28 protein-coding genes are annotated in these 25322 nt (G+C 73.2%); 12 read left to right on the top strand and 16 right to left on the bottom strand.

Features of this window, described 5'->3' with window-relative positions:
- Positions 1 to 5 precede the first annotated feature (5 nt).
- Positions 6 to 1037: an SIS domain-containing protein gene (locus ACGGAQ_RS27145; protein ID WP_355063794.1), complete on the bottom strand. Its 1032-nt coding sequence runs from the start codon at positions 1035 to 1037 to the stop codon at positions 6 to 8.
- 183 nt (positions 1038 to 1220) lie between these two features.
- Here ACGGAQ_RS27145 and ACGGAQ_RS27140 point away from each other — a divergent pair, with 183 nt between their 5' ends.
- Positions 1221 to 3050, top strand: coding sequence for a tetratricopeptide repeat protein (locus ACGGAQ_RS27140; RefSeq protein WP_393053875.1), 1830 nt, complete (start codon positions 1221 to 1223; stop codon positions 3048 to 3050).
- A gap of 58 nt (positions 3051 to 3108) precedes the next feature.
- Here ACGGAQ_RS27140 and ACGGAQ_RS27135 read toward each other — a convergent pair whose 3' ends face one another.
- A complete protein-coding gene (locus ACGGAQ_RS27135; protein WP_393053872.1) occupies positions 3109 to 4686 on the bottom strand; it encodes an MDR family MFS transporter in 1578 nt (525 codons plus the stop codon).
- Positions 4687 to 4798: 112 nt separating this feature from the next.
- Here ACGGAQ_RS27135 and ACGGAQ_RS27130 point away from each other — a divergent pair, with 112 nt between their 5' ends.
- Entirely contained in the window at positions 4799 to 5401 is a 603-nt protein-coding gene (locus tag ACGGAQ_RS27130; protein WP_354858456.1) for a helix-turn-helix domain-containing protein, read from the top strand.
- A 10-nt stretch (positions 5402 to 5411) separates the two neighbouring features.
- Here ACGGAQ_RS27130 and ACGGAQ_RS27125 read toward each other — a convergent pair whose 3' ends face one another.
- Together ACGGAQ_RS27125 and ACGGAQ_RS27120 are read right to left on the bottom strand one after the other, a co-directional pair.
- Entirely contained in the window at positions 5412 to 5921 is a 510-nt protein-coding gene (locus tag ACGGAQ_RS27125) for a GNAT family N-acetyltransferase (protein ID WP_393053869.1), read from the bottom strand.
- The gene (locus tag ACGGAQ_RS27120; protein WP_007464729.1) at positions 5918 to 6139 is read right to left on the bottom strand and encodes a biotin/lipoyl-binding carrier protein; all 222 of its coding nucleotides are present in this window, start codon (positions 6137 to 6139) and stop codon (positions 5918 to 5920) included. The genes ACGGAQ_RS27125 and ACGGAQ_RS27120 overlap by 4 nt, the downstream gene beginning before the upstream one ends.
- 223 nt (positions 6140 to 6362) lie before the next feature.
- Here ACGGAQ_RS27120 and ACGGAQ_RS27115 point away from each other — a divergent pair, with 223 nt between their 5' ends.
- Positions 6363 to 6437, top strand: a complete 75-nt coding sequence (locus tag ACGGAQ_RS27115) for a 50S ribosomal protein bL37 (protein ID WP_369814844.1) — start codon at positions 6363 to 6365, stop codon at positions 6435 to 6437.
- 124 nt (positions 6438 to 6561) lie between these two features.
- Here the strand turns inward: ACGGAQ_RS27115 and rsrA are convergent, their stop codons facing one another.
- The 5 genes from rsrA to ACGGAQ_RS27090 form a co-directional block, all read right to left on the bottom strand.
- Complete coding sequence (gene rsrA, locus ACGGAQ_RS27110) at positions 6562 to 6849, bottom strand: mycothiol system anti-sigma-R factor (RefSeq protein ID WP_007464731.1); 288 nt, start codon at positions 6847 to 6849, stop codon at positions 6562 to 6564.
- A gap of 1 nt (position 6850) precedes the next feature.
- Positions 6851 to 7678, bottom strand: a complete 828-nt coding sequence (locus ACGGAQ_RS27105) for a sigma-70 family RNA polymerase sigma factor (protein ID WP_393053866.1) — start codon at positions 7676 to 7678, stop codon at positions 6851 to 6853.
- A 217-nt stretch (positions 7679 to 7895) separates the two neighbouring features.
- Complete coding sequence (locus ACGGAQ_RS27100; RefSeq protein WP_393053863.1) at positions 7896 to 8513, bottom strand: alpha/beta family hydrolase; 618 nt, start codon at positions 8511 to 8513, stop codon at positions 7896 to 7898.
- 54 nt (positions 8514 to 8567) lie between these two features.
- Complete coding sequence (locus ACGGAQ_RS27095) at positions 8568 to 8960, bottom strand: WhiB family transcriptional regulator (protein ID WP_007464737.1); 393 nt, start codon at positions 8958 to 8960, stop codon at positions 8568 to 8570.
- Positions 8961 to 9156: 196 nt separating this feature from the next.
- Positions 9157 to 9867, bottom strand: a complete 711-nt coding sequence (locus ACGGAQ_RS27090) for an SOS response-associated peptidase (RefSeq protein WP_393053860.1) — start codon at positions 9865 to 9867, stop codon at positions 9157 to 9159.
- A 102-nt stretch (positions 9868 to 9969) separates the two neighbouring features.
- Between ACGGAQ_RS27090 and aroA the strand changes: the two genes are divergently transcribed.
- From aroA to ACGGAQ_RS27070, 4 genes are all read left to right on the top strand, one after another.
- Positions 9970 to 11271 (top strand): 3-phosphoshikimate 1-carboxyvinyltransferase, encoded by a 1302-nt coding sequence (aroA, locus tag ACGGAQ_RS27085; RefSeq protein WP_393053857.1) that lies wholly within the window; start codon positions 9970 to 9972, stop codon positions 11269 to 11271.
- Between the two features lie 121 nt (positions 11272 to 11392).
- A complete protein-coding gene (gene rsgA / locus ACGGAQ_RS27080; protein ID WP_355138073.1) occupies positions 11393 to 12403 on the top strand; it encodes a ribosome small subunit-dependent GTPase A in 1011 nt (336 codons plus the stop codon).
- A gap of 28 nt (positions 12404 to 12431) precedes the next feature.
- Positions 12432 to 13250, top strand: a complete 819-nt coding sequence (locus ACGGAQ_RS27075) for an inositol monophosphatase family protein (protein ID WP_393053854.1) — start codon at positions 12432 to 12434, stop codon at positions 13248 to 13250.
- Between the two features lie 59 nt (positions 13251 to 13309).
- On the top strand, positions 13310 to 14164 hold the full coding sequence (locus ACGGAQ_RS27070) for a hypothetical protein (protein ID WP_393054181.1): 855 nt from the start codon (positions 13310 to 13312) through the stop codon (positions 14162 to 14164).
- 46 nt (positions 14165 to 14210) lie between these two features.
- Here ACGGAQ_RS27070 and ACGGAQ_RS27065 read toward each other — a convergent pair whose 3' ends face one another.
- Positions 14211 to 15410, bottom strand: a complete 1200-nt coding sequence (locus ACGGAQ_RS27065; RefSeq protein WP_393053851.1) for a glycosyltransferase — start codon at positions 15408 to 15410, stop codon at positions 14211 to 14213.
- Between the two features lie 227 nt (positions 15411 to 15637).
- Here ACGGAQ_RS27065 and ACGGAQ_RS27060 point away from each other — a divergent pair, with 227 nt between their 5' ends.
- The 3 genes from ACGGAQ_RS27060 (at position 15638) to ACGGAQ_RS27050 (ending at position 18097) form a co-directional block, all read left to right on the top strand.
- Positions 15638 to 16633, top strand: a complete 996-nt coding sequence (locus tag ACGGAQ_RS27060) for an SDR family oxidoreductase (RefSeq protein ID WP_393053848.1) — start codon at positions 15638 to 15640, stop codon at positions 16631 to 16633.
- On the top strand, positions 16633 to 17436 hold the full coding sequence (locus ACGGAQ_RS27055) for an ATP-binding protein (RefSeq protein WP_393053846.1): 804 nt from the start codon (positions 16633 to 16635) through the stop codon (positions 17434 to 17436). The genes ACGGAQ_RS27060 and ACGGAQ_RS27055 overlap by 1 nt, the downstream gene beginning before the upstream one ends.
- A gap of 88 nt (positions 17437 to 17524) precedes the next feature.
- Positions 17525 to 18097: a DUF5709 domain-containing protein gene (locus tag ACGGAQ_RS27050; RefSeq protein ID WP_393053844.1), complete on the top strand. Its 573-nt coding sequence runs from the start codon at positions 17525 to 17527 to the stop codon at positions 18095 to 18097.
- Between the two features lie 5 nt (positions 18098 to 18102).
- Here ACGGAQ_RS27050 and ACGGAQ_RS27045 read toward each other — a convergent pair whose 3' ends face one another.
- Positions 18103 to 18750, bottom strand: a complete 648-nt coding sequence (locus ACGGAQ_RS27045; RefSeq protein WP_393054179.1) for a response regulator — start codon at positions 18748 to 18750, stop codon at positions 18103 to 18105.
- A 14-nt stretch (positions 18751 to 18764) separates the two neighbouring features.
- Complete coding sequence (gene macS, locus ACGGAQ_RS27040; RefSeq protein WP_393053841.1) at positions 18765 to 19886, bottom strand: MacS family sensor histidine kinase; 1122 nt, start codon at positions 19884 to 19886, stop codon at positions 18765 to 18767.
- Between the two features lie 118 nt (positions 19887 to 20004).
- On the opposite strand from macS, the gene ACGGAQ_RS27035 reads away from it, so the two are divergent.
- The gene (locus ACGGAQ_RS27035) at positions 20005 to 20460 is read left to right on the top strand and encodes an ATP-binding protein (protein WP_393053838.1); all 456 of its coding nucleotides are present in this window, start codon (positions 20005 to 20007) and stop codon (positions 20458 to 20460) included.
- 24 nt (positions 20461 to 20484) lie between these two features.
- On the opposite strand, the gene ACGGAQ_RS27030 is transcribed toward ACGGAQ_RS27035, so the two are convergent.
- The 4 genes from ACGGAQ_RS27030 to ACGGAQ_RS27015 all read right to left on the bottom strand — a co-directional run bounded on the left by ACGGAQ_RS27030 (position 20485) and on the right by ACGGAQ_RS27015 (position 23567).
- Positions 20485 to 21423, bottom strand: coding sequence for a ribose-phosphate diphosphokinase (locus ACGGAQ_RS27030; RefSeq protein ID WP_393053835.1), 939 nt, complete (start codon positions 21421 to 21423; stop codon positions 20485 to 20487).
- Between the two features lie 242 nt (positions 21424 to 21665).
- Complete coding sequence (locus ACGGAQ_RS27025; protein ID WP_393053832.1) at positions 21666 to 21830, bottom strand: DUF397 domain-containing protein; 165 nt, start codon at positions 21828 to 21830, stop codon at positions 21666 to 21668.
- 26 nt (positions 21831 to 21856) lie between these two features.
- Complete coding sequence (locus ACGGAQ_RS27020; RefSeq protein WP_393053829.1) at positions 21857 to 22639, bottom strand: Scr1 family TA system antitoxin-like transcriptional regulator; 783 nt, start codon at positions 22637 to 22639, stop codon at positions 21857 to 21859.
- Between the two features lie 94 nt (positions 22640 to 22733).
- Positions 22734 to 23567 (bottom strand): phosphoribosylaminoimidazolesuccinocarboxamide synthase, encoded by an 834-nt coding sequence (locus ACGGAQ_RS27015; protein ID WP_393053827.1) that lies wholly within the window; start codon positions 23565 to 23567, stop codon positions 22734 to 22736.
- Between the two features lie 145 nt (positions 23568 to 23712).
- Between ACGGAQ_RS27015 and ACGGAQ_RS27010 the strand changes: the two genes are divergently transcribed.
- Complete coding sequence (locus ACGGAQ_RS27010; RefSeq protein ID WP_393053824.1) at positions 23713 to 25044, top strand: ABC transporter substrate-binding protein; 1332 nt, start codon at positions 23713 to 23715, stop codon at positions 25042 to 25044.
- Positions 25045 to 25322: the final 278 nt, after the last annotated feature.

The following is a 25322-nucleotide window of genomic DNA, read 5'->3' as shown; positions in this document are numbered from 1 at the left end:
GCGCCTCACATCGTCGCGGTGACCTTCTTCAGGCCGCGCGGCGCGTCCGGGTCCTCGCCACGGGTCAGGGCCAACGCCAGCGCCAGACGCTGCAACGGCAGGATGTCCAGCAGTGGCGCGTACCGCTCGTCGACCTCGGGGACGGCGAGCCGGGTGGCACCCGGCACGTCGGCGGAGCCGACGACCACCACGTCGGCGCGGCGCTCGCCGAGGCGGGGCAGCACCTCGCCCATCGACCGACCACCCGGACCGGAGCCGACCACGGCGAGCACCGGGACCTCCGGGTCGGTCATCGCGAGCGGGCCGTGCAGCAGGTCGGCGCCGGAGAAGGCGAGCGCCGGCAGGTACGAGGTCTCCATCAGCTTGAGCGCGGCCTCGCGGGCGGTCGGGTAGGCGTACCCACGGCCGGTGGTGACCAGTTGGCGGGCGAAGCGGTAGCGCGGCGCGAGCTGGGCCGGGGTGTCGTCGGCGAGCGTCCTGGTGGCCAGGTCGGGCAGTGCGGCGAGCGCCTCCCGCTCGGCCGCCGGGAGCACGCCGTCGCCGGCCCGGATCCCCTCGACCAGCATGAGCAGGGCGAGCAGTTCGGCGGTGTACGTCTTCGTCGCCGCCACCGCCCGCTCGTGCCCGGCGGCGATGTCGATGCTCAGCTCCGCCGTCTCGGCCAGCGGGGAGCCGGGGGCGTTGGTCACCGCGAGGGTGAGCGCGCCGGAGGCCCGCGCGGCGCGCAGCACCTCGGCGAGGTCAGGTGAGCCACCGCTCTGGCTGACCCCGACGACGAGCGCGTCGGACAGGTCGGGGCGGGCGCCGAACAGGGTGACCACGCTCGGCGAGGCGAGCCCGGCGGGCAGGCCGAGTCGGATCTCGGTCAGGTACGCGCCGTAGAGGGCCGCGTGGTCGGACGTGCCCCGGGCGGTGAAGACCACGTGTCGCGGTCGACGCTCCGCCACGACAGCCGCCACCCGGGCGATCGCCGCGGCGTTGGCGCTGTCGAGCAGGCGCGCGTAGCCGGCGGGCTGCTCGTCGATGTCGGCCGCCATTCCGGACCCTGCACGTGTCACGAACACTCCCCTCTTGCGCGATTGCCGCGCGTTTCCTGCTCAGTCTTGCACGTTAGAGTTGACAGCAGCAATTGTTCGAGCAGCAGTGCGCAGTTGATCACTTGATCATCTCAATATCAACTACGCTGGCCCCGCTGTCTGTAGCTGCGACGAGAGGACACCGTGCCCCAGGGAAGGGACGAGCCCGCGCTCTCCGCGACGGAGGAGCTGGCCCTGGCCCGGCTGGCACTGGACGAGGGTGACCTCCACCATGCCGCCGGCCATCTGGCCGGCGCGCTGGCGCGGGCACCCACCCTGCCCGAGGTGCACGAGACGCTGGCCCGCCTGGCCGCGGCCGACGGAGGAGGACTCGACCTCTTCCCGATCAACCACCACACCTTCGTTGGCGCGGTCGTCGCCCGCGCCCACCTGCTGGCCGCCGCCGGTCGCCCCGCCGAGGGGCTGGAGCTGCTGGCCGCGGCGACCGGTCACACCCCCGGCACCCAATGGGCGGGCGTGCCGTGGGTGACCGCCTCCGAGCTGGCCGAGCGGCTGGAACCGGAACACATCGCCCGCGTCCTCATGCAGGTGTGCGCGGCGCTGACCGACCCGGTGCCGAGGGCCGGCCGGAACGCCCTCACGCCGTACCTCACGCTGGCCCGCAACGCCGCCACCGTGCACCCCGAGCACGGTCTCCTGCTGGGCGCGGCATCCGCGCTGGCCCGACGGCTCGGCGAGGTCGCGCTGGCGATCCGCTGGGCCAGCCGAGGAGTACGGTGCCAGCCGTCGAAGATGGGCGAGGTCTGGCTCGGGTACGCGTACCGCAGCGCGGGTCGGACCCGCGACGCCCTCGCGGCGCTCGGCCGGGCCGTCGACCTGGACCCCGACGACCTGGCCATCTACGCCGACATCGCCGGCACCCTGGCCGAGACCGGCCGACTCGACGAGGCGTTGGAGTGGACCGAGCGGGCGCTGGCCCGGGACCCGTCGTTCGACTGCGCGGTGCACACCGCCCACCGGCTGCGGCACCTGCGCGACGGCGACCTGTCCCACCTGGTCGCGCTCGCCGACTTCATCCGTGACCACCCGGACGACAGCCACGAGCACGGCGATCTGGCCCAGTGCTGCCGGGGGCGACCCTGGCTCGGGCAACTGACGCCGGCCGGCGGCCCCCTGGTCGACGCGCTCCGCCGGGCGGTCGCCGACGACGACAACGGCATCGGTGGCGCCGTACGACTCGCGGCGGCAGCCCCACCCAGCGCCCTACGGACGGCGACGGCGGTGGCGCCCGGACTGCGGATCGAGGTCGTCGGCGCCGTGGAGCCGGACCCGCGCGAGCCCCGACGCCCGTCCGCGCAGCGGCTGTGGCATTTCGCGGAGAACGTGCCGACGCCGGCGCTGCCGGCGCCCTCGGCGGCGGCGGTCGAACGGATCGGACAGGTGGCCCACCCGGCGTGGCCGCACCCGCCGGCGGCCTACGACGCGGCGGTGGGCCTGGCCGGCCTCGACGTCGACGACCTGCTCGGGCTGCTGGTTCACCCGCCCGCGGCACCGGCGAGCGGGCTGGGACGACTGCTGGCCGCCCAGGATCCGTCGATCTGGGTCCGCGGGGTGCAGGTCTGGGCCTGTCTGGGGCTGCTGCACCAGCGCACCGACGAGCCCTGGGCGGACTCGACCCGACGCCGGGTGCTGGTGGACCTGGTCTGGGGTGTGGAGGACTGGGTCACCGAGGCGGCGCTGTTCGCCCTGATCACCGCCGCCTGGGTGGACCCGGCGGTGCGGCCGGACGTGGCCCGCGTGGTGGCGGAGCGGTTGGCCGACGCGGCGGCGGTGGCCCAGGCCCGGCCGGTGCCGATCGCGGTCTCGCTGGCCCACCTCGCGCTGGCCGCCCCCGCCCTGGACCCGGACACCGCGGCACTGGCCACCCGGATGCTCGGCGAGCGGGCCCCCCGACTCCCCCGTCCCCGCAACCCGCTGCGCCGCCTCTGGCAACGGCTGACCCGTCGCTCCTGACACGCGCGCCGCGCCCTCCCCCACCGGGGACGACGCGGCGCGCGGGTGCAGAGTGGGCTCAGGCGACCGGGGCCTTGCCGAGGGCGACCTCGGCCTCCTCCTCCGGGGTGGCCTGCGGCGCCTCGTTGGCGGTGCGCAGCGGGATCTCCTTGATGAACCAGGCGAGCACCGGGATCACGATGGTGAACAGCACGGCCCAGAGGAACACGTGCGAGATGGCGTCCGAGAGGCCGGTGAGGACCAGCTCACGCGCCTGGGCGGGCAGCTGCTTGAGCTTCTCCAGGTCCATGCTGCCGCCGGACTCGCCACCGAACGCCGCGCCAGCGGCGGAATCGGCCAGCCGGTTGGCGAAGATCGCGCCGAACAGCGAGATGCCGAACGAGCCGCCGATCGACCGGAAGAAGGTGGCCGCGCCGCTCGCCGCGCCCAGGTCCTTCTGCTCCACGCTGTTCTGCGCGATCAGCATGGAGGTCTGCATGAGGAAGCCCATGCCGACACCGAGCACGACCATGTAGAGCGAGGACTGCAGCTTGCTGGTGTCGGTGTCGAGCATGGAGAGCAGCGCCATGCCCCCGGTCATCACGACGCCGCCGATGATCGGGTACGCCCGGTACTTGCCGTTCTTGGTGATCGCCCGGCCGATGACCAGCGAGACCACCAGCATGCCGAACATCAACGGCAGCAGCAGCAGGCCGCTGTTGGTGGCCGAGGCCCCCTGCACAGTCTGCTGGTAGAGCGGCAGGAAGTTCATCGCGCCGAACATCGCGAAGCCGAGCAGGAAGCCGATCACCGAGATCAGCGCGAAGTTGCGGTTGGCGAACAGCGCCAGCGGCAGGATCGGCTCCGGAACCCGGCGCTCCACGAGGCCGAACGCCACCAGCGCCACCAGCGCCAGCACGGCCAGCCCGAGGATCTGCGGCGAGACCCAGTCGTACTCGTTGCCGCCCCAGGTGGTGATCAGCACGATCGCGGTGATGCCGACCGAGAGCAGCGCCGCGCCGAGCCAGTCGATCCGGTGCTCGGTGCGGTACTTCGGCAGGTGCATCGTGGTGATCAGCACGAGCAGCGCGATGCCACCCAGCGGCAGGTTCACGTAGAACGCCCAGCGCCAGGAGAGGTTGTCGGTGATGAAGCCGCCGACCAGCGGGCCGGCCACCATGGCGATGGCCATGATGCCGGCGATCATGCCCTGGTAACGCCCGCGCTCGCGCGGCGGAACCAGGTCGCCGATGATCGCCATCACGCCGACCATCAGGCCACCGGCGCCCAGGCCCTGCACGGCGCGGAAGGCGATGAGCTGCACCATGCCGTCCTGCGGGCCGCCGAACATCCCGGAGCCGGCCATACCGCAGAGGGCCGAGCCGACCAGGAAGATGCCCACCGAGGTCAGGAAGACCGACTTGCGGCCGTAGAGGTCACCGAGCTTGCCCCAGATCGGGGTGGATACGGTGGTGCCCAGGACGTACGCGGTGACCACCCAGGTGAAGTGGTCGAGACCGCCGAACTCGCCGACGATCCGCGGCAGCGCGGTGCTGACGATCATGTTGTCGAGCATCGCGAGCATCATCGCGATCATCAGCCCGAACAGCACGACCCGTACGTTGGGTCGTGCGCCGGCCTGGGTTGCCTGTGTCATGGGTAAGCTCCCCCCGAGAATTGCCTTACTTACTTGCCGCCCGGCTAGTCACCTTACTAGCCGCACGGTAAGTTGGGTAGCAACTGACGGTCAAGTGAATTGGGGGGCGTAGGTGAGGGAGAGCACAGGCGGCACCCGAGAGCGGATCAAGGCCGTCGCGTTGGAGCTCTTCACCGAGCAGGGGTACGAGAAGACCTCGCTGCGGGAGATCGCCGAACGCCTCAACGTCACCAAGGCGGCGCTCTACTACCACTTCAAGAGCAAGGACGACATCGTCGCCAGCTTCGTGGAGGATCGGCTGGATCAGATGGACGCGCTGACCGCCTGGGCCGACTCACAGCCCGCGACCCTGGCCACCCGCCGCGCTCTCATCTCCCGCTACGCCGACACGATGTTCGGCGGCGACATGCCGTCGGTGATGCGCTTCTTCGAGCAGAACCAGACCGTGCTCAAGAGCCTCTCCTCCGGCCAGCAGATGCGTGGCCGGATGATGCGGCTCGCCAGCGCCCTCTGCCGGGGCGACGACTCCCCCGCCGCCCAACTGCGCGCCACCCTGTCCCTGTTCGCCGTGCACACCAGCTGGTTCGCCGTGCGGGCGCCGGGCATCACCGACGCCGAACGCCGCCGGCTGGCGCTGGAGGTGGCCGACGAGTTGCTGGCCGCGATCGGCACGGAGCCCGATGAGGACGCGGCCTTGGCCAGCGGTCGAGGCTGACGAGCCGGCCTCAGGCGCTGGGCAGCTCCAGCCGCAGGCCCAGCAGGGCCACGCCCGCCACCGGCGACCAGTCCTTCTCCGGCATGCGGACGAACCCGAGGCGCTCGTAGAGCCGGTGGGCCGGAACGGCCATCCCCGCGCGGACGCAGATCACGACCGCCGTGCAGCCCAACTCGGCTGCCCGGTCGACGCACGCCTGGGCCAGCGCCGCGCCCACGCCCCGACCCTGGGCGGCCGGGTCGACCGCCAGCATGCGGAATTCCGCCTCGCCCGGCCCGGACAGCTCGGCGAACGGGGTGCCCGGCAGCACGAAGGTGACCGAGCCGAGCACCGCGCCGGTCGCCTCGTCCACCGCGACCAGCACCTCGCCGCTGGCGGCCCGGGTCGAGACGTCGGCCAGCACCGCCCCGTACCCGTGCTCGCCCTTGAGCTGACCGTCCGCCTCGTACGCGGCCACGGTCAGGCGGGCGACCGCCGGGAAGTCGGCGCTGTCGGCGAGCCGGACCAGCAGCCCGCTCAACCGATCACCGCGATCAGGTCGCCGTCCTGCACGACGTCGCCCTCGTGCACGGCGAGCTGCTGGACCACGCCGTCGGCCTCGGCGACGACAGGGATCTCCATCTTCATCGACTCGAGGATCACCAGAGTGTCGCCCTCGGACACGGTGTCGCCCGCCGATGCGACGACCTTCCAGACGTTCGCCACCATCTCGGCGCGGATCTCCTCGGCCATGTCCACGGCCCTCCCTTTTTCGCGATGTGCCTGCCGACGTATCCAATCACGCGAGGGTGGGGCGTGGGAGCGGAGCGGTGCGGCCCGCCGGCCGGGACGGCCCCGGGGGAAGGCACCGGGTGCCGAGCGCACTACCATCAGCGGGTCGGACCCGACGCCGGGCGGCCGGTGGGTGCACCGGCGCGAGGCCGCGCGCAGCACGGATCCGACCCATCACGAGGAGGTCAGCATGGCGAAGAAGTCCCGCAAGAAGAAGGCCCGCAAGAAGAGCGCCGCCAACCACGGCAAGCGTCCCAACTCCTGAACGCGCCGACGGGCGATGCGCCCGTCACCGGTCAGTCCGACCCGGCGCAGGCCGGGTACGCCGGTGGCCCGGGTCGAAGATCGACCCGGGCCACCGGTGTTTCGCCGTTTCGGTACGCCGACGCTCAGTCGGCCAGCTCACGGGAATCGCTGGTCTCGAAGACCACCAGCTCGGTGAGCTTGACCCGCAGCCGCTCGCGCAGCTGATCGGGTGCGGTCTCGTTGCCGCAGCAACGGGCGACCAGCGCCCGCACCTCCTGTTCGAGCCCGTACTCGCGCAGGCACGGCCCGCACTCGTCGAGGTGGTGCCGGATCAGCGAGCGCCGCTCGTCGGCGCACTCGAGATCCAGGTAGAGGTAGACCTCCGCGAGCACCTCGCGGCAGTCCGTCTCGTGCGGCTTTCCACAGCTCACGTCACACCTCCCGGCCGGCAGCGGCAGCGGCAGAGCCCTTCGCGGACCGGGCGGGGCTGAAGCCCCGCTCCGCGGCGTACTGCTCGAGCAGCTTGCGCAGATTACGACGGCCGCGGTGCAGACGCGACATCACGGTGCCGATCGGCGTGCCCATGATGTCGGCGACCTCCTTGTAGGAGAAGCCCTCCACGTCGGTCAGGTAGACGGCCAGGCGGAACTCCTCCGGCAACTGCTGGAGGGCCTCCTTCACGTCGCTGTCCGGCAACCGGTCCAGAGCCTCGGTCTCGGCCGAGCGCAGCCCGCTGGAGGTGTGCGACTCGGCCTCGGCGAGCTGCCAGTCGGTGATCTCCTCCGTGGGCGCCTGCACCGGCTGGCGCTGCCGCTTACGGTAGGAGTTGATGTAGGTGTTGGTCAGGATCCGGTAGAGCCAGGCCTTCAGGTTGGTGCCCTGCTCGAACTGGTGGAAGGCCGCGTACGCCTTCAGGTAGGTCTCCTGGACCAGGTCTTCGGCATCCGCCGGGTTGCGCGTCATGCGCAGCCCAGCAGCGTAGAGCTGATCGACGAATGGCATCGCGTCCCGCTCGAACCGGGCCCTGCGCTCGTCCGTCTTCTCGGTGGTCAACCGCACATCCCCTCGCGTCGGATGCTTTCCCGCCGAGGATACGCGCACGGACCTGCCCGCAGATTCACTTCCGGCTGGTGTGCCCGTGCTCACCGCACCCACCCCGCCCGGTCCCGCTGTCACGGGCCAGTCCGGACCATCCAGCAGCCGCTGTAGCTGCCGGGCGTCCCGCTCGTCCCGTTCCAGGCTTCGTGTCTCGGTCGGCACCGGTCACCCCCCTCGCAGAAAAGTCGTCCGGGGTTAGTAACGCGAGATGACCGGTGGGGCATTCCGCCCGGCTCTCCCGTTCCTGGTCCCGGCCCCGGTGGCACCGGCGCTGGGACCAGGAAGGGCCTGGGAGGACTGGTGCCGTCCGTCCGAATCGGGCCGGCGGCACCAACGAATGCAACGACCCGCGCCCGGCGGCGGAAACGGTCGGGCGGTTTCAGTCGGCCGTCCAGCGGTGCTGGCGCAGCCAGTCCCGCACCACGTCCGCGGTGCCGGCCGGATCCCGCCGTAGATCGTGCGTCTCACCCGGCCGGGTCACGACCTGCACGCCCGGCCCCGACGCCGGCACCCCGAACGGGTCCCGGTCGCCGTTGACCACCAGCGTCGGCAGGCCGGTGGCCAGTTCGGCGGCCCGGGAGCGTTCCGGTCGGCCGGGCGGGTGCAGCGGAAAGGCCAGCGCGACGACGCCGGCGGCGCCCACCGCGCGGGCCGTCCGGCAGGCCACCCGCGCGCCGCTGGAACGACCTCCCACCAGCAACGTGGGCACCTCGTCGTGGCGAGCGCGCAGCGCGGCGAGCACGGCCGTCCACGCCTCGTCGAGGTGCCCGGCGGGGGCCGGCGCGCGACGGCCGGCGACCCGGTAGGGCTGGGTCACCCGGATCACCGTCAGGCCGGCCGCGACCGCCGTGTCCCGCACCGCGAGCAGGTCGGGCGCGTCCACGCTGCCACCCGCCCCGTGCCCGAGCACCAGCAGGGCGCCCGCCGACCGGGCCGGCAGGTCGGTGTCGATCCGCGCCGGGCCGCGGGGCGTGTTGATCTCTTCGCTGGGCAGCACCGACCCATTCTGCGCCGCCCTCGCCGGTCACCGGGATGGTTCGCCCCCCGGCGGTCAGCTCAGCGGCACCAGGGTGAGCAGGCGGTCGCGGACCGGAGGGCCGGCGTCGTCGGCCGCGTCCGGATCGGGCTCGACCTCGCCGCGCCAGGCGACAAGCATCGCCCGCCGTTCGCGGGGTGTGGTCGCGCCCCACACGCCGTGGCAGTCGCCGACCTCCAGCGCCCACGCCAGGCAGGAACCCTGCACGTCACAACTGCGGCACAGCGCGACGGCGGCGTCCGCCGGTTCGTTCGGCGCCGGAAAGAACGTCTCCGGATCGACGCTCTGGCACGTCCCTCTGGTGCGCCACGCGTCGTCCTGTCGGCGTTCTCGCAAGGCCCGCAGCAGCCGCGGATCTCTCCGTGCCGCAGCCACCTCGTGCGGGCGGGGCATACGCGCCCGTGTCATTCCACCCACCTCCCCCGTGGGACCGGCAAGATCGGTGGATGTCGTCCGCCCCGTGCGAATCGACATCCACTACCGGCGCTGTGTTGTATCGCACTTCCGGACACCGGGACAAGGGGCTACGGAGAACATGGCTGAACGGCCAGGCGACGAATCGAGCAGAACCCTGGCAAATCGGTGCCCGACGATGCCTGTGATTTCAGAACAGGGTCAGCTCCGATGGGGCCGGCAGCGGCGGTACGGACACTCGGGCCGTCAACTCCGGGCCGTCGTTGCGGACGTCACCCACCGCCGGCCCGACCGGGCGGATCTCCAACCCGGCCAGCCGATCGGGCGACGCGGGCGCGAGCAGGCGTTCGGGCTCGTCGCACGGCCCCAGCCAGGACGACCACTGATCGGGCGGCAGCAGCACCGGCATCCGGTCGTGCACCTCGGCCAACTCGCCGAGCGCCGCGGTGGTCAGCACGCTGAAGGTGAGCCGGCTCTCGGCGCCGGACTCCCAGACCGACCAGATGCCGGCCAGGGCGAGCACCGAGCCGTCTGCCGGGGTCATGAAGTACGCCTGCCGACCGCCGTCGGGCTGGCGGACCCACTCGTACCAGCCGTCGGCCGGGACCAGGCAGCGGCGGCGGGCGAACGCGCCGGCGTACGCCCGACTGGTGGCCACCGTCTCGGCCCGCGCGTTGATCATGCGGGCCGCGCCGGCGGCGGAACGGGACCAGTGCGGCAGAAACCCCCAGCGGGCGACACAGAGGCTGCGGTGGCCTTCCGGGGTGAGCCGGACCAGCGGCACGCGATCGGTGGGCGCGACGTTGTGATCCGGCCGGATCGCGCCGTCGGTGTCGTCGGACGACTCGAACAGCGCGCTCAACTCACCGGGGCCACGGGTCGTCGCGTACCTGCCGCACATGCGCTCACGCTAACCCGCCGGGGGCCCGGCCTGCTGTCCCGCCAACCGGGAGTGCGACCGCCGGTCGGCGTCACCCACCGGCCGACACGGCAGAATGTAACCGTGGGGAATCTGACCGCGACCCGGCCGCCGCAGCCGTGGAGCGCACCGACCGCGTCCGACCCGGTGTCGGCGACACTGCGCCTGCCCGGCTCCAAGTCGATGACCGCCCGCGCCCTGGTGCTCAGCGCCGTGGCCGCCGGGCCGTCGACCCTGGCCGAGCCGCTGCGCGCCCGTGACACCGAGCTGATGGCCGCCGGCCTGCGCGCGATGGGCACCTACGTGTCGATCAACGACGACGAGCGTTGGCTGGTCCGGCCGCACCCGCTGGTCGGCCCCGCCCACGTGGACGTGGGGCTGGCCGGCACCGTGATGCGGTTCCTGCCGCCGGTGGCGGGGCTGACCGACGGGCAGGTCACCTTCGACGGCGACCCGTACGCCCGCACCCGCCCGCTCGGCCCGCTGGTCGACGCGCTGCGCTCGCTGGGCGTCCGGATCGACGCCACCGGGACGGGCAGCCTCCCGCTGACCGTGCTCGGCACCGGTGGGGTCACCGGCGGCGAGGTGGTGATCGACGCGTCCGCGTCCAGCCAACTGGTCTCCGGTCTGCTGCTGGCCGCCCCGCGCTTCGACCGGGGCCTCGTGGTGCGCCACGTCGGCCCGCCGGTGCCCTCCGCGCCGCACCTGCGGATGACCGTGCAGATGCTGCGGGCTGCCGGTGCCGCCGTCGACGACACCACCCCCGACGTCTGGACCGTCGAGCCCGGCCCGCTGACCGGGCGCGGCTGGGAGATCGAGCCGGACCTCTCCGGCGCCGTGCCGTTCTTCGCCGCCGCCCTGGTCACCGGCGGCGAGGTGACCCTGCAGGGTTGGCCGCACAGCAGCGCCCAGCCGGTCGAGCAACTCCGCTCGCTCCTGCAGCGGATGGGCGGCGAGGTCACCCTCTCCACCAACGGGCTGACCGTGCGCGGCACCGGCGTGGTGCACGGTCTGACCGCCGACCTGTCCGACGTCGGCGAGCTGACCCTCGTGCTGACCGCGCTGGCCATGCTTGCCGACTCGCCGTCGGTCTTCACCGGCGTCGGGCACATCCGGGGCCACGAGACCGACCGGCTCGCCGCGCTGGCGCGGGAGTTCGGCGGGCTCGGGGCCGACATCACCGAGACGCCGGACGGGCTGGAGATCCGGCCCCGGCCGCTGCGCGGTGGGGTCTTCCGCACCTACCACGACCACCGGATGGCGCACGCCGCCGCGGTGGCCGGGCTCGCCGTTCCGGGCATCGAGGTGGACGACGTGGGGTGTACCTCCAAGACCATGCCCGAGTTCCCGGCACTATGGTCAGCGATGGTGACCGGCAAGAGCTGACGCGAGAAGGGGACAGGTCCTGGCGACCAAACGGCGGGAGTACGACGAGGACGACGTACGGGTCCGACCCGGAAAGTCGTCGCGCCCGCGTACGCGCACCCGCCCGCAGCACGCCGACGCGGTGGACGGCTTCGTCATCGCCGTCGACCGGGGGCGCTACCAGTGCGTACTGGCCGGCGCCGAACGCGGCGTGGTGGGGGCCGAGCTGCCCACGGTGACCGCGATGCGGGCCCGGGAGCTGGGCCGCAAGTCGGTGGTCGTGGGTGACCGCGTCAGCCTGGTCGGCGACACCTCCGGCGCCGAGGGGGCTCTCGCCCGGATCGTCCGGATCGCCGAGCGCCGCTCGGTGCTGCGCCGCACCGCCGACGACGACGAGACCACCGCCGAGGGTCGGCTGGAACGGGTGGTGGTGGCGAACGCCGACCAGTTGGTGATCGTCAGCGCGCTGGCCGACCCGCCGCCGCGCACCGGGTTCATCGACCGCTGCCTGGTGGCCGCGTACGACGCGGACGTCGAGCCGCTGCTCTGCCTCACGAAGGCCGACCTGGCCGGGCCGGAGGAGGTGCTGGGCTACTACACCGAGCTGGAGCTGCCGTACGTGCTCAACCGCCCCGACTCCGACCTCGCCGCGCTTCGCGCGCTGCTGAGCGGCAAGGTGTCGGTACTGGTCGGGCACTCCGGGGTGGGCAAGTCGACGCTTGTCAACCGCCTCGTCCCGGAGGCGCTGCGCGCGGTCGGCGTGGTCAGCGCGATCGGCCGGGGCCGGCACACCTCGACCAGCGCCGTGGCGCTGCGGCTGCCACCGGTGCCGGGCGTCGACACCGACCCGGGCTGGATCATCGACACCCCCGGTATCCGCAGCTTCGGGCTGGCGCACGTCTCTGCCGACAGCCTCCTGCACGGCTTCCCGGACCTGGTCGAGGGCACCGTCGACTGCCCGCCCAACTGTCAGCACACCGCCGACGAGACCGACTGCGCGCTGGACGCCTGGGTGGCCGCCGGCAAGGCCGACCCGCGCCGGCTGGCGTCGTACCGCCGGCTGCTCGCCTCGCGGGCGGGCGAGGGCGACGCCCGCGGCGACAGCGACCAGCGCGGGCCCGGCGAGGGTGACCGGCGCGGGCCCGACGAGTGACCCGCGAGGCGTCGGCTAGGTTGCCGGCATGACCGGGTACGCCGACGACCTTGCCCTCGCCCACCTGCTCGCCGACCGGGCCGACGCCATCGCCATGGCCCGGTTCCGGGCGCTCGACCTGCGGGTGGAGACGAAGCCCGACCTGACCCCGGTCTCCGACGCGGACACGGCCGTGGAGCGGGAGATCCGCGCGCTGCTGGCCGAGCACCGGCCCGCCGACGGGCTGCTCGGCGAGGAGTACGGCGCCGAGCCGTCCCCCGATCCGAACGGCCGGCGGTGGATCGTCGACCCGATCGACGGCACCAAGAACTTCGTCCGTGGCGTGCCGATCTGGGCCAGCCTGATCGCGCTGTACGACGGCGACCGACCGGCCGTCGGCGTGGTGTCGGCGCCGGCGTTGGACCGACGCTGGTGGGCGAGCGCCGGCGCGGGCGCGTATGCCGGGCCGGGCCCCGCAGCGGGCGACCGGATCGGGGTCTCGGCGGTGCGCCGGGTCGCCGACGCGAGCGTCTGCTACTCGTCGCTGACCGGGTGGGAGGACGCCGGGCGCCTCGACGCGATGCTCGACCTGCTGCGGGCCGGTTGGCGCAGTCGGGCGTACGGCGACTTCTACGGCTACATGCTGTTGGCCGAGGGTGCACTGGACGTGATGGCCGAGCCGGAGTTGTCACTGTGGGATGTGGCGGCGCTGGTGCCGATCATCACGGAGGCGGGTGGAACGGTCACGGATCTGGGCGGTCGACCGTCCCCGACCGGCGAGCCGGGCACCGAGAGCAGCGTGGTGGCCACCAACGGTGTGCTGCACGCCGACATCCTCGCCCGGCTGGATCGACCAGCCGAGCGCTGACCCCCGGCAACCTCTATCCTCGCCAGGTGGTCTCCTCCGGCTGGTGCTTCCTCGCGGCGATGATCGTCGCGTACGGCTTCGCCAACCTGCTCCAGTCGGTGGCTGCGGCGCGCACCACCGTCCACCACACCTTCGATCCGGGTCTGCTGCTGCGACTGGCCGGGCACCGGACGTACCTGGTGGGGCTGACCTGCCAGATCGGCGGGTTCGTGCTCGCCTTCCTGGCCCGGCGGGACCTGCCCCTGTTCCTGGTGCAGGCGAGCGTGGCGGCCGGGCTCGGGGTGACCGCCATCATCGGCGTGCTGGTGCTGAAGTGGCGGTTACCGGTGGCGGAGGTGGCCCTGTTGGCGCTGCTCTTCGCCGGGATCACCGCGCTGGTGCTGGCCGCGCGGCCGGCGCCGTCGAAGCAGCTCGGCACCGCCGGCTCGGTGGCCCTGCTGGTGGCGCTCGGGGTCATCGCGGTGCTCGGTGTCTTCGCCGTCCGACTGCACGGGGCGCCCGGGTCGGTGGCCCTGGGCTCGCTGGCCGGGCTGGCGTTCTCCTCGGCGGCCGTCGCGGCCCGGCCGCTGGCCTCCGCGCCGTCGGCCGAGGCGTTCCTCGCCAACCCGCTGTTCTACCTGCTGATCGCCCACTCGATCGTCGGCCAACTGCTGCTCGGCCTGGCCATGCAGCGCGGTTCGACGACCGCGGCGGTCGCCGCCATGGACGCCGCCGGGGCGGTGCCGGCGGCGATCGTCGGCCTGCTGCTGCTCAACGACAAGATCTGGCCGGGTCGGGAGTGGCTGGCCGCCGCCGGTTTCCTGGTCACCCTGGCCGCCGTGATCGGCCTGACCCGCTACGCGCAGCCGCAGCAGCACCGCTCGGTGGCGCACCGCCACGACCGGGCCATGGTCGGCGCCGGCCGGCCCGTCTGACCGAAAACCCACGCCGCACCGAGGGGAGCGGCGTGGGTTTCTCGGCTCAGGCTTCGACGGGCTTGCGGCGGCTCACCACCCGCTCGTAGAGACGTTCCAGCGCCCCGGCGGTCCGCTCCCACGTGTAGCTGCTGCGGACCCGGTCCACGGCGGCGTGACCGTAGGCGAACCGGCCGGCGTTGTCGGCGAGCAGTCGGCGCAGGGAGACCCCGAGCGTGCGTACGTCGCCGGGGGGCACCAGGCGGCCGGTGACCTCGTCGACCACCGCGTCCGCCAGGCCGCCCATCGCGTAGCCGACCACCGGCACCCCGCAGGCCATGGCCTCCAGGGAGACCCGTCCCGCGGAGGAGTAGTGCGGCGTGCAGGCCACCACGTCGGCCGACCGGTACCAGGTGGCCATCTGGTCGTGCGGCACCGCCCCGACCAGGCGCACCTGCTCGGCCACCCCGGCCCGTTCGGCCAGCTCGCGGAGGCGACGCGCCTCCGCGTGGTTGGCCAGTTCGCCGGCCGGTGGGCCACCGGCGATCACCAGTTCGGCGTCGCCGACCAGCCGCATCGCCCGGATCAGGTCGTCCTGACCGTGCCCCGGGGACAGTCCGCCGACGGAGAGGATCCGGGACCGCTGTTCGCGCGGGGCCGCCTCGCCGTCGGGGTGGAACTGCGCGGTGTCCACCCCAGCCGGCACCATCGCCACGGAGGTACGTTGCAGACCCATCCGGGTCAGCTCGTCCACCTCGTCGTTGCACTGGGCGACGGCGATGTCCACCGCCCGGGTCAGCGCCCGCTCCAGCGGGATCCGCTCCCCCGGGCCGTCGTACTCGCCGCCCAGGTGGCGCAGCTGCTCCACACCGAGCGAATGGAAGGTCTGCACGACCGGGATGTCGGTCTCCCGGACGGCGTGCGCGGCGGCCAGGCCGCCGATCCAGTAGTGCCCGTGCACCACCTCGGGGCGCCAGGCGCCGCCCCACTCGTCGGTCAGCCAGCGCCCGAACTCGGTGACGTGCGGGATGAGACCGGCGGTGGGCAGGGCGGTCGCCGGACCGACGGGCACCCGATGCACCCGGTAGCCGTCGACGTCCACAGTCGCTGGCAGGTCCGGGTCGTCCCGGCGCTCGTAGATGCGGACATCGTGGCCTCTGCCAGCCAACTCGGCGGCGACCCGCGCGATGTGTTGTTGGGTGCCGACCGGCGGGCCGTCGGCGTGCCGGTACGAGCTGGTGTGCGCGCAGACGAGGCCGACGCGCATGGGTCACCTCCCTGCGATCTTTTCCTCGGCGGTCCCGGTCAGAGCGTCCCATTAACCTCAGAGCCCCGAGCCGAAACCTGGCAGATCGGGAACAGTCACCGCAGGTGCCACCGACACTTGCGCCACGGCAACCACATGAGCCCCGATTCGACTGCGCAACCGACGGATCCGATGATCGTCGGGCGGCCACTGGTATGACCGGGCCCGACCGGGGGTACCGCTGGAGAATGCCGCTGACCCGCACCCTCGACGATTCGACTGTGGTGATCACCGGCGCGTCCAGCGGGATCGGCACCGCCACCGCGTACGCGCTGGCTCGACGGGGCGCGGCCGTGGTGCTCGCGGCCCGCAGCGAGCCCGCGCTGCGACAGGTCGCGCAGCGCTGCCGGGAGCTGGGCGGGCAGGCGGTCGCCGTCCCGACCGACGTGACCGACTTGGAGTCTGTGCAGCGGCTGGCCGACCGCGCGGTGGGCGAATTCGGCCGCATCGACGCCTGGGTGAACAACGCCGCGGTGAGCGCGGTGGGCCTCTTCGACGAGATCCCCGTCGCCGAGTTCCGGCGCGTGCTAGAGGTCAACCTGCTGGGCACGGTGCACGGCATCAAGGCCGCGCTGCCGTACCTCGGCGCGGCCGGCGGCGGCGTGCTGGTCAACAACGCGTCGGTGCTGGCCGAGGTGGCGATGCCGTACCAGTCGGCGTACAACGCCGCCAAGCACGGCATCCGCGGGCTGGCCGACACCGTCCGGCAGGAACTGCGGGTCACCGGTCGGGGGCAGATCTCCGTCTGCACCGTCCTGCCGGCCACCATCGACACCCCGTTCTTCCGGCACGCGGCCAACCACAGCGGTCGCGAGCTGGTGCCTCCCCCGCCGATCTACCCGCCGGAGGTGGTCGCCGAGACGATCGTGCGGTTGCTGCGCCGGCCGCGTCGCGAGGCGTACGCCGGTGGCGCGGCCCGGCTGCTCGGCCTGCAGTGGCGGCTGGCACCGGCGCTGGTCGAGCGCACCCTCGGCTGGTACGTCCACCGCACCCAGTTCGGTCCGGGTGCGCGGCTGGACAGCACCGGAAACGTGTTCCACGCCGACGGGCAGGCCAGCCGCGGCGGTGGCTGGCACGGTCGGCGGCGTCAGCTGGTGCGGATGACCGCCGCGTTCGGTCTCGCCGCGGCCGGCACCGCCGTCGGCACGATGGCCATGAACCGCCGCTCCCGGTCGGATCACTGATGGCTGGCGTCGATCGACCGGACGCGCCGTTCGTCCGCGGGCCACGCCCCGAGGCGACCATCGGAGTGGACGAGCGCTGTCTGGTGGAGGTCGACGAGTCGTCCCCGGTCATCCGGTTGAGCGGGGTGCTCGACACCGCCGAGGCGGACCGGGTCCACGACGCGTTGCTCGCACGGCTCAGCGACCGGCCCGGTCCGGTGGTCGCCGACGTGACCGGGCTGCGGGTCACCGACCCGGCCGGGCGGAGCGTCTTCGCCGAGGTCCGCCGGGAGATCGCCGACTGGCCGGCCGCGGACCTGCTGCTGTGCGACCCGGCGGTCTCCGGGCCCGGTCGCCCCGACGCCGTCCTGGCGGGTGTGCCGGCCTGGCCCACCCTCGACGCCGCGCTGGCCGCGGTCGCCGCGGCGCTGGCGGCGGTGCTGACCGCCGAGCTGCCGCCGACCGCGGAGTCCGCCCGGCAGGCCCGCGAGCTGGTCGCCACCGGTTGTGCGCGCTGGGGCATGCCGGCCCTGACCGAGCCGGCGCAGATCGCGGTCACCGAGATGGTCAACAACGTGGTCACGCATGCCCGGACCCCGATGAGCGTCCGGTTGGCGCCGCAGGACGACACCCTGCACCTGGCGGTTCGGGACCACTCGTCGCGCCGGCCCACGTTCGCCGGTCTGTCCCCGCCGAACCGGGTGGGTGGCCGGGGTCTGCTGCTTATCGACACCGTGGCCCGCCGGTGGGGCACCAGCATGGTGCCGGACGGCAAGGTCGTCTGGTGCGTGCTGCACCCGGACGACGAGGCGGCGCAGGGCTGACGGGCTTCCCGCACCCGGTGTCCGGTTCGCCGCCGCATGACCGGCGGTGCTCCGGTTACGGCGGGAGGGCAGCGGGTAGTGATCAGACATGCGCGACAACGAGTACCCGACCCCCGTGTCCGACACCGAGGCGGAGGGGCTGCCCGACACCGCCGATGACGACTCGAGCGCCAACGACGACGTGCTCACCGGCCGCGAGGCGGACGGCCCGGAGCCGGCCCAGCTGCCCGGCGACCGGACGCCGGTGGCGGTGGACCGCTTCGGGACGACCGCCGAGGAGCAACTGGACGGGGAGTCGTTGGACTACAAGCTCGACCGAGAGGTCTACGAGCGCCCGGTGGACGACCCCCTGGCCGGCCCGGTCGACCCGAAGATCGCCTTCGAGGCGGAGAACGAGGCCGCCGCGGCGGAGGCCCAGCTGGACGCCGACGTGATGAACCCGGGGCCGACCTCGGATCCGAACTCGCCGGTCTCCCTCTACGACCACGGCCAGCTCGGCACGGTCGCCGACGCCACCGTGGGCCGGCTCGTGGAACCGGACGAGGGGGCGCACACCGACCAGGAGACCGACTCCGTGGCGTACGACGCCGGGTCGGCGGGTGGCGGGGCGACCGCGGAGGAGCTGGCCATCCACGAGACCGAGCCGCCGCGCTCGGTCTGAGCCGATCAGTCGTCCAGGCCGCGCTCGATCGCGTAACGGGTCAGCTCGACCCGGTTGTGCAGTTGCAGCTTGCCCAGCGTGTTCTGCACGTGGTTCTGCACGGTGCGGTGGGACAGTCCGAGCCGTTGCGCGATCTGCTTGTACGACATGCCCTTGGCCACCAGGCGCAGCACCTCCGTCTCCCGGTCGGTGAGGCGGGGCGTTCCCGGCGCCGCGTCCCCGGTCGCGCCCTGTCCCGGCCCGGCGGCCATCCGCCGGTACTCCCCCAGCACCAGCCCCGCCAGGCCGGGCGTGAAGACCGGGTCACCGGCGGCGGTGCGGCGGACCGCGTCGAGGAACGCGGCGGGCGCCGTCGACTTCACCAGATAGCCGGTGGCGCCCGCCTTGACCGCGTCGAGCACGCTCTGCTCCTCGCCGCTGGCGCTGAGCATCAGCACCCGGACCTCGGGCAGCGCGGCGCGCAGTCCGACGACCACCTCGACCCCGGAGATGTCCGGTAGTTGCAGGTCGAGGACCACCACATCGGGTCGGGCGGCAGCGGCGACCCGGATCGCCTGCCGCCCCTCGCCGCTGGTCGCCACCACCAGGAAGCCAGCCTCGGCCAGATCGCGGGCCACGCCCTCGCGCCACATCGGATGGTCGTCGACCACCATCACCCGCACCGCCGTCACCGCTGCACCCTCGGCACGATCAGCTCGATCTCGGTGCCCGCGTCGGGGGTCGACATGATCCGGACCGTACCCCCGAGTTCGGTCACCCGACCGCGGATCGACTGGGCCACGCCGAGCCGCCCCTGCGCCGCAGCCTCGACCAGTCTGCCGTCCGGGATGCCCGGCCCCTCGTCACGGATCGACACGGTCACGGTCTCCCCCTCATCCTCGATCAACACCCAGGCCCGCCCGCCGGCGTGGCGGCCCACGTTGTCCAGGGCCGCGCCGGCAGCGGCAGCCAACTCGCCGGCCACCTGCCGGGGCAGGGTCACCGGCGTGGCGGGGGCCGAGAGCGACACCGCCGCCGAGGCGTACCGGCCGAGCAGGCTCCGCAGGTCCACCGCTTCCGCCCCGGCGGCGGCCGGTGCGGTGCCCGCGATCAGCGCCCGCAGGGCGGCCTCCTGCTCACCGGCGAGCCGGGCCAGTTCGCCGGCCTCGCCGGGCAGGTGCGCGCCGCGCCGCTGGACCAGCGCCAGCACCTGGAGCACCGAGTCGTGGATGTCGCGTGCCAGTCGTTCCCGCTCCCGGGTGGCCGCCTCCAACTCCACCGCGTGTTGCAGGCGTTCCTCGGCGGCCACGGCGAGCCGGGCGACATGACCGACCACGACCCCGGCGAGCAGCAGCAGGATCACCCCGGTGAAGGAGGACTGGCTGATCCGTTCCCGGGTTGCCACGTCCGCGCCGGCCACCAGCAGCGCGGCCACCGTGCCCCGCCGCCGGCCGCCGGAGACGGCCCAGGCCAGCACCGGGCCGGCCATCCAGGCAACCCCCAGGGTGGGTACGCCGTGGGCGAGCGCCTCCCGTCCGATCACCCATGGGGTGGACAGCACGATGGCGACCACCACCCCGAGGTCGGCCAGCAGCAGCGGCCAGCGGCGCCAGGCGGACCGGGCGTACCCGACGGCGGTCGCCCCGGTCCAGAGGATCATCGCCAGGATCAGGGCGCCGACGGCGAACGGGTGGTCGTACCTGTCGGCGTCGCGCACGGCGAGAGCGCAGACGTACCCGAGGGAGGTCACCCGGAACACCGTGAGCGCCCGCCAGAGCGGCACCTCGAAACCACCCGGCGGCGACGGCATGGCGGTCAGGATGCCACAGCCGGGCCGGCGGCGCGGGACCACGGAGTGCGCCTCAAGCAACCCTGACGTACGGTTGAAAAGCCGCGAAATACTCCGAGATCCGCTGTCGGGACGGGCCATGACGAATGCAGATCCGCACGCACCGCGTACGGTTGTGCCCATCGAACCCTCCCTCCTGATCGCAGAGGCCTTCGAGCAGGCCCAGGTGACCGAGATTCGACACTCGGTCACCTCTTGCGCGCACGCCTCCGGCCTCGACGGCCAACGGCTTGACGACTTCGTGCTGGCGGTCAACGAGTTGATCACCAACGCGGTGCGGCACGGCGGTGGGCGCGGGTGGCTGCGGCTCTGGCGGGAGCCCGGCGCGCTGTGCTGCGAGGTGGCGGACCACGGGCAGGGGATCACCCCGCAGCGGCTGGGCGACCGGAGCCGTCCCGCCCCGGACACGGCCGGCGGGTGGGGTCTCTGGCTGGCCCGGGAGCTGACCGACGCCATGGAGATCGCCACCAGCGCCGCCGGGACCACCGTCCGCATCACCGCTACCCTCGCCGCCACCGACCGCACCCAGCGCTGAGACCGGGCCGGGGCGCGAGCGGGCTCAGCCGAAGAGGGCCGAGACCGATTCCCCGTTGTGGATCCGGCGCATGGCCTCGGCCAGGGCGGGAGCCACCGAGAGGACATGGAGCTTCCCGACCCGCTTCTCGGGCGGGATGGGGACCGTGTTGGTGCAGACGATCTCCAACACGCCGTCCTGCTCGCTGAGCCGCCGCAGCGCGTCGCCGGAGAACAGGCCGTGCGTGCAGGCCAGCCGGATCGAACGCACCTTCAGGCCGCGCAGGTGCTCCATCAGCTCGACCACCGTGCTGCCCTTGGCGATCTCGTCGTCCAGCACGATGACGTCCCGATCGGCGACCTCGCCGATCACCGCGCTGATCTTGACCAGGTCGTCGCTGAACCGCTGCTTCGCACCGGCCGCCACCGGCGTGCCGAGCAGCCGGGCGAAGGCGGCAGCCTCCTTGGCGTTGCCCAGGTCGGGCGAGACCACCACGGTGTTGCTGAGGTCGTAGCGCCGGAAGTGGGTGGCCAGTTCGCGCAGCGCGTGCAGATGATCCACCGGGACGCTGAAGAAGCCGTGCACCTGCGGCGAGTGCAGGGTCATCGCGAGCACCCGGTCCGCCCCCGCCGAGGTGAGCAGGTCGGCGACGAGCCGCGCGCCGATCGAGATCCGCGGCGCGTCCTTCTTGTCCGAGCGGGCGTACGCGTAGTGCGGCAGCACCACCGTGATCCGGCCGGCGGACGCGCCCCGCGCCGCGTCGATCATCAGCAACAGCTCGACGAGGTTCTCCTGCACCGGGGGCACCAACGGCTGGATCAGGAAGACGTCCCGCTCCCGGCAGTTGGCCTGCAGCTGCACTTCCAGGCAGTCGTTGGCGAACCGGGAGACCCGCACCGGGTGCAGCGGCACCCCCAGGTGGGCACAGATCTCGGCAGCCAGGTCGGGATGGGCAGTTCCACTGAAAACGGCGATGTCGCGCACGTTCGCACATGGTAGGCGAAGTGGAGGCCAACCTGACGTCGGTCGCTCCGCGCGACCACCTGCCTCGGCGCGGCGTACGCGGCCGGCCTGGCGGTGGGCTTCTGGCCGGACCTCGCCACCCCGCGCGCGCAGTGGTGCTCCGACGCGCAGTGGGAGCCGGCCATGACGCCCGGGCTGCGCGAGAAGGAGCCGCACAACTGGCGCAAGGCCGTGCAGCGCACTCTGGACTGGGTGGAGTGGCCTCAGCGGTCGGTGCGGACCCGCGCCACGAATGCGCGCCAGGCCGCCGGCGCGAAGATGAGAACGACGCCGGCGCGGTCGGTGGAGTCCCGGACCAGCACCTGGTCCGGGAGATTGTCGGCCACCTCGACGCAGGTGTCGCCGCCGTTGCCGCTCCGAGTCGACACGCGCCACCGAGGGGTGGGGGCGGAGTTCACAGCTCGTTCACCAGCTTTCCGATCAGCTCAACGGACACGCTCGCCGGCAGGGCCTCGCCCAGCAGGGTGTCCCACATCGTCCTGATGGTATCCACGGTGTCGGGCCGGTCGACGATCTGGCCGAAGACCCCGTCGATGTAGGCCACCTCGTCGCCGTCGGGCAGGTTGGCCAGCACGAAGCCGCCGGCGAGCCCGGGGTGCGCGCCCGCGCCGGCGGGGATCACGTAGAGCCGAACGTGGGGCAGGGTGGCCAGCTCGACCAGCCGTTCCAACTGGGCGAGCTGGACGTCCCGATCGCCGACCACGCGGCGCAGCGCGGTCTCGTCGACGACCGCGGTGAACCGCTTCGGGGACGGGCCGGCCAGCAGTTCCTGGCGGGCGAGCCGGCCAGCGACCAACTGGTCGACCTGCTCCGGGGTGTGGGTGCCCTGCGCGCTGAGCACCGCGTGCGCGTACGCCTCGGTCTGGAGCAGACCGGGCACCAGCGACGGTTGAACGGTGCGGAGGGAGACCGCCTCGACCTCGATCGCCCGCCACGGCGCGAACCAGGCCGGCGACTCCTGCCGGGCCGCCACCGCCAGCAACTCGGCCAGCAGCCCGCCGGTGGCCAGCGCCGCGTCCGCCGCCTCGGCGAACTGCGGGGTGGGCCGGCGCCGCCCGGTCTCGATCGCCGCGATGGTGGACGGACTCCACCTGATCAGCTCCGCGAGGGCCTCCTGCGAGACGCCGGCACCGGCCCGGGCCGCCTTGAGCGCCCTGATCCACATGTCGCCGTTCATCCGACCGCCCCAGACTCCACGAAGGGTGACGGGTCCATCCTCGGCGGTGACGGCGGTCAGGTCCAGCAGGAGCGGTGAAAGCGGGGTGTCCCGGTCAGTCCCAGCGGTTGCCGGTGAGCTTCTCGTACACCTCGACGTAGCGGGCGCGGGTCGCCTCGACGACCTCGGCGGGCACATCCGGCGCCGGAGGCAGCTTGTTCCAACCGCTGCCGGTGGCCCAGTCCCGCACGTACTGCTTGTCGTAGGAGAACTGCACCCGGCCCGGCTGGTACGACTCGGCAGGCCAGAACCGCGACGAGTCGGAGGTGAGCAGCTCGTCGGCGAGCACCAGGGTGCCGTCCGGCGCCCAGCCCAGCTCGATCTTGGTGTCGGCGACCAGGATGCCCCGGTCGGCGGCCAGCTCGGCACCGCGGCGGTAGACGTCGATGGTGATCTGTCGCAGCCGTTCGGCGGTCGCCTCGCCCACCTTGTCCACCACGTCGGTGTACGTGATCGGCTCGTCGTGCTCGCCGGCCGGCGCCTTGCTCGACGGCGTGAAGATCGGCTCGGGCAGGATCGACGCCTCGCCGAGCCCGCGCGGCAGCGGTACGCCGGAGACCGCGCCGGTGCGCTCGTACTCCCGCAGGCCGCCGCCGGTGAGGTAACCGCGGGCGACGCACTCGACCGGGACCATGTCCAGCCGCTGGCAGCGGATGGCCCGCCCGGCGAACTCGGCCGGCACGTCGGTGGCCGAGATGACGTGGTTCGGCACCAGGTCGGCGAGCTGCTCGAACCACCACAGCGACAGGGCGGTGAGCAGTCGACCCTTGTCCGGGATCGGTGTCGGGAGGGCCACGTCGTAGATCGAGATGCGGTCCGAGGCGACCAGGATCAGGTCGTCGCCGTCGGCGTAGACGTCCCGGACCTTGCCCGAGTGCAGAAGTTCCACGCGCCCTAGTACACCACGCGGCGACGCCGGGCCCGTTCCGGCACCCATACCGCCCTCGGACTGCCGGGTGACCGGACGGACGTTGACACCCTCCTGCGCGGCCTGCGTGAATGGTCCGACCCGTCCGTACGTGCCAGGAGACCCCGTGCCCGTTGTCCGTCCCCCGATCGCCCGCTTCGGCGCCGACCCGGGCCGACGTCGAGTGCTCACCGCGCTGCTCGGCGCTCCCCTGCTGGTCACCGGTGGGCTGGCCGGATGCAGCGATGGCGCCGACACCTCGACCCAGGACGGGCCGATCGAGCTGTCGGTCTTCTGGTGGGGCGGGACGAAGCGGGCCGAGTTGACGGAAAAGGTCCTTCGGCTGTATTCGCAGCGCAACCCGCGGGTCAGCTTCCGGATCACCTGGCAGGGCGCCGACGGTTACTACGAGCGGCTGGCCACCCAGGCGGCCGGCGGCAACGTTCCGGACCTGATCCAGCTCGACGACGCCATGCTGACCGAGTACACCGAACGCCAGATCGCCCTCGACCTCACCGAAGCGACCGCCGATCACCGGTTGGACCTGCGTGGCCTGCCGGAGGGTCTGATCCGCTACGGCACCGTGGACGGGCGGACGATGGCGGTGGCCGCCGGGCAGACTCTCGCGGCCGTGGTCTTCAACCGTGACCTGCTGCGCGAGCTGCGGGTGCCCGAGCCGCGCGGCGGGATGTCCTGGGTGGATTACATCGCCTGGGCGCAGCAGGTCACCGAGGCGAGCGACGGCCGGGTGGCCGGCACGATGGACGCGTCCGGCGACTACCGCGCCCTCTGGCTCTGGCTACGGTCCCAGGGCGGCGAGTTCTATCGCGGGCGGCAGCTCGGCTTTGGCGCCGAGGAGCTGATCGCCTGGTTCGAGCTGTGGCAGCGCGCCCGCACCGGGCGGGCCACGCCGGGCGCGGCCCTCGTCGACCAGGCCGACAGCGGGGAGCCGGCCCGGCAGTTGGTGGTCACCGGGTTGACCGCCGCGTCCTTCGCCTGGTCCCACCAGCTGCCGGAGCTGCAACGACTCACCGATTCCGAGCTGGGTGTGGTGGGCTTCCCCGGCCCGCCGGGCGCCCAGTGGGCGCGGGCGTCGATGTACTGGGCCGGGTTCCGGGGCACCCGCCACCCAGACACGGTGGCTGACGTGATCAACTTCCTGACCACGAACGGGGAGGCGGGCACCGTCCTCGGCCACGAGCGGGGCCTCAACGCCAGTCTCGCCGTCCGCCGCTACACCGAGGGCAGCATCACCGACCCGGCTCAGCAGCGCGCCGCCGCGTTCGGCGCCAGCATCGCCGACCAGCTGGGGCCGGCCCCCGCGCCACCGCCGAAAGGCCATCCCAAGGTGCGTTCCCTGCTGGTCACCGCGGCGGAGAGCCTCCGCGCCCGGCGTGCCGGCACGCGGGCGGCGACCTCACGTTTCCTCGCCCAGGCCAACGCCGCCCTGGCGGCCTGACCGACCGGCGGCCCACCGCCGCCAGCCACGCCCGCCGTCCGCCCCGGCCCGGGGGCCGCGGCCCCCGGGGGGGGGGGGGGGGGCCGGGGGGGGGCGGGGCCGGGGGGGGGGGGCGCCCGGGCGCGCCGGGGGGGGGGGGCCCCCCCCCCCCCCCCCCCCCCCCCCCCCCCGCGCGGGGCCCCCCCCCCCCCCCCCCCCGGGGGGGGGCCCCGCGGGGCCCCCCCCACCTTTCGCTCACACGCCGGCCGGGTACGTCTCCATCTCACCGGGTACGGCGG

The sequence above is a fragment of the Micromonospora sp. NPDC047557 genome, from assembly GCF_043205095.1.
Lineage (GTDB): Bacteria > Actinomycetota > Actinomycetes > Mycobacteriales > Micromonosporaceae > Micromonospora.
The sequence above is the reverse complement of the archived record's forward strand: the minus strand, read 5'-3'. Positions and strand labels throughout refer to the sequence as shown.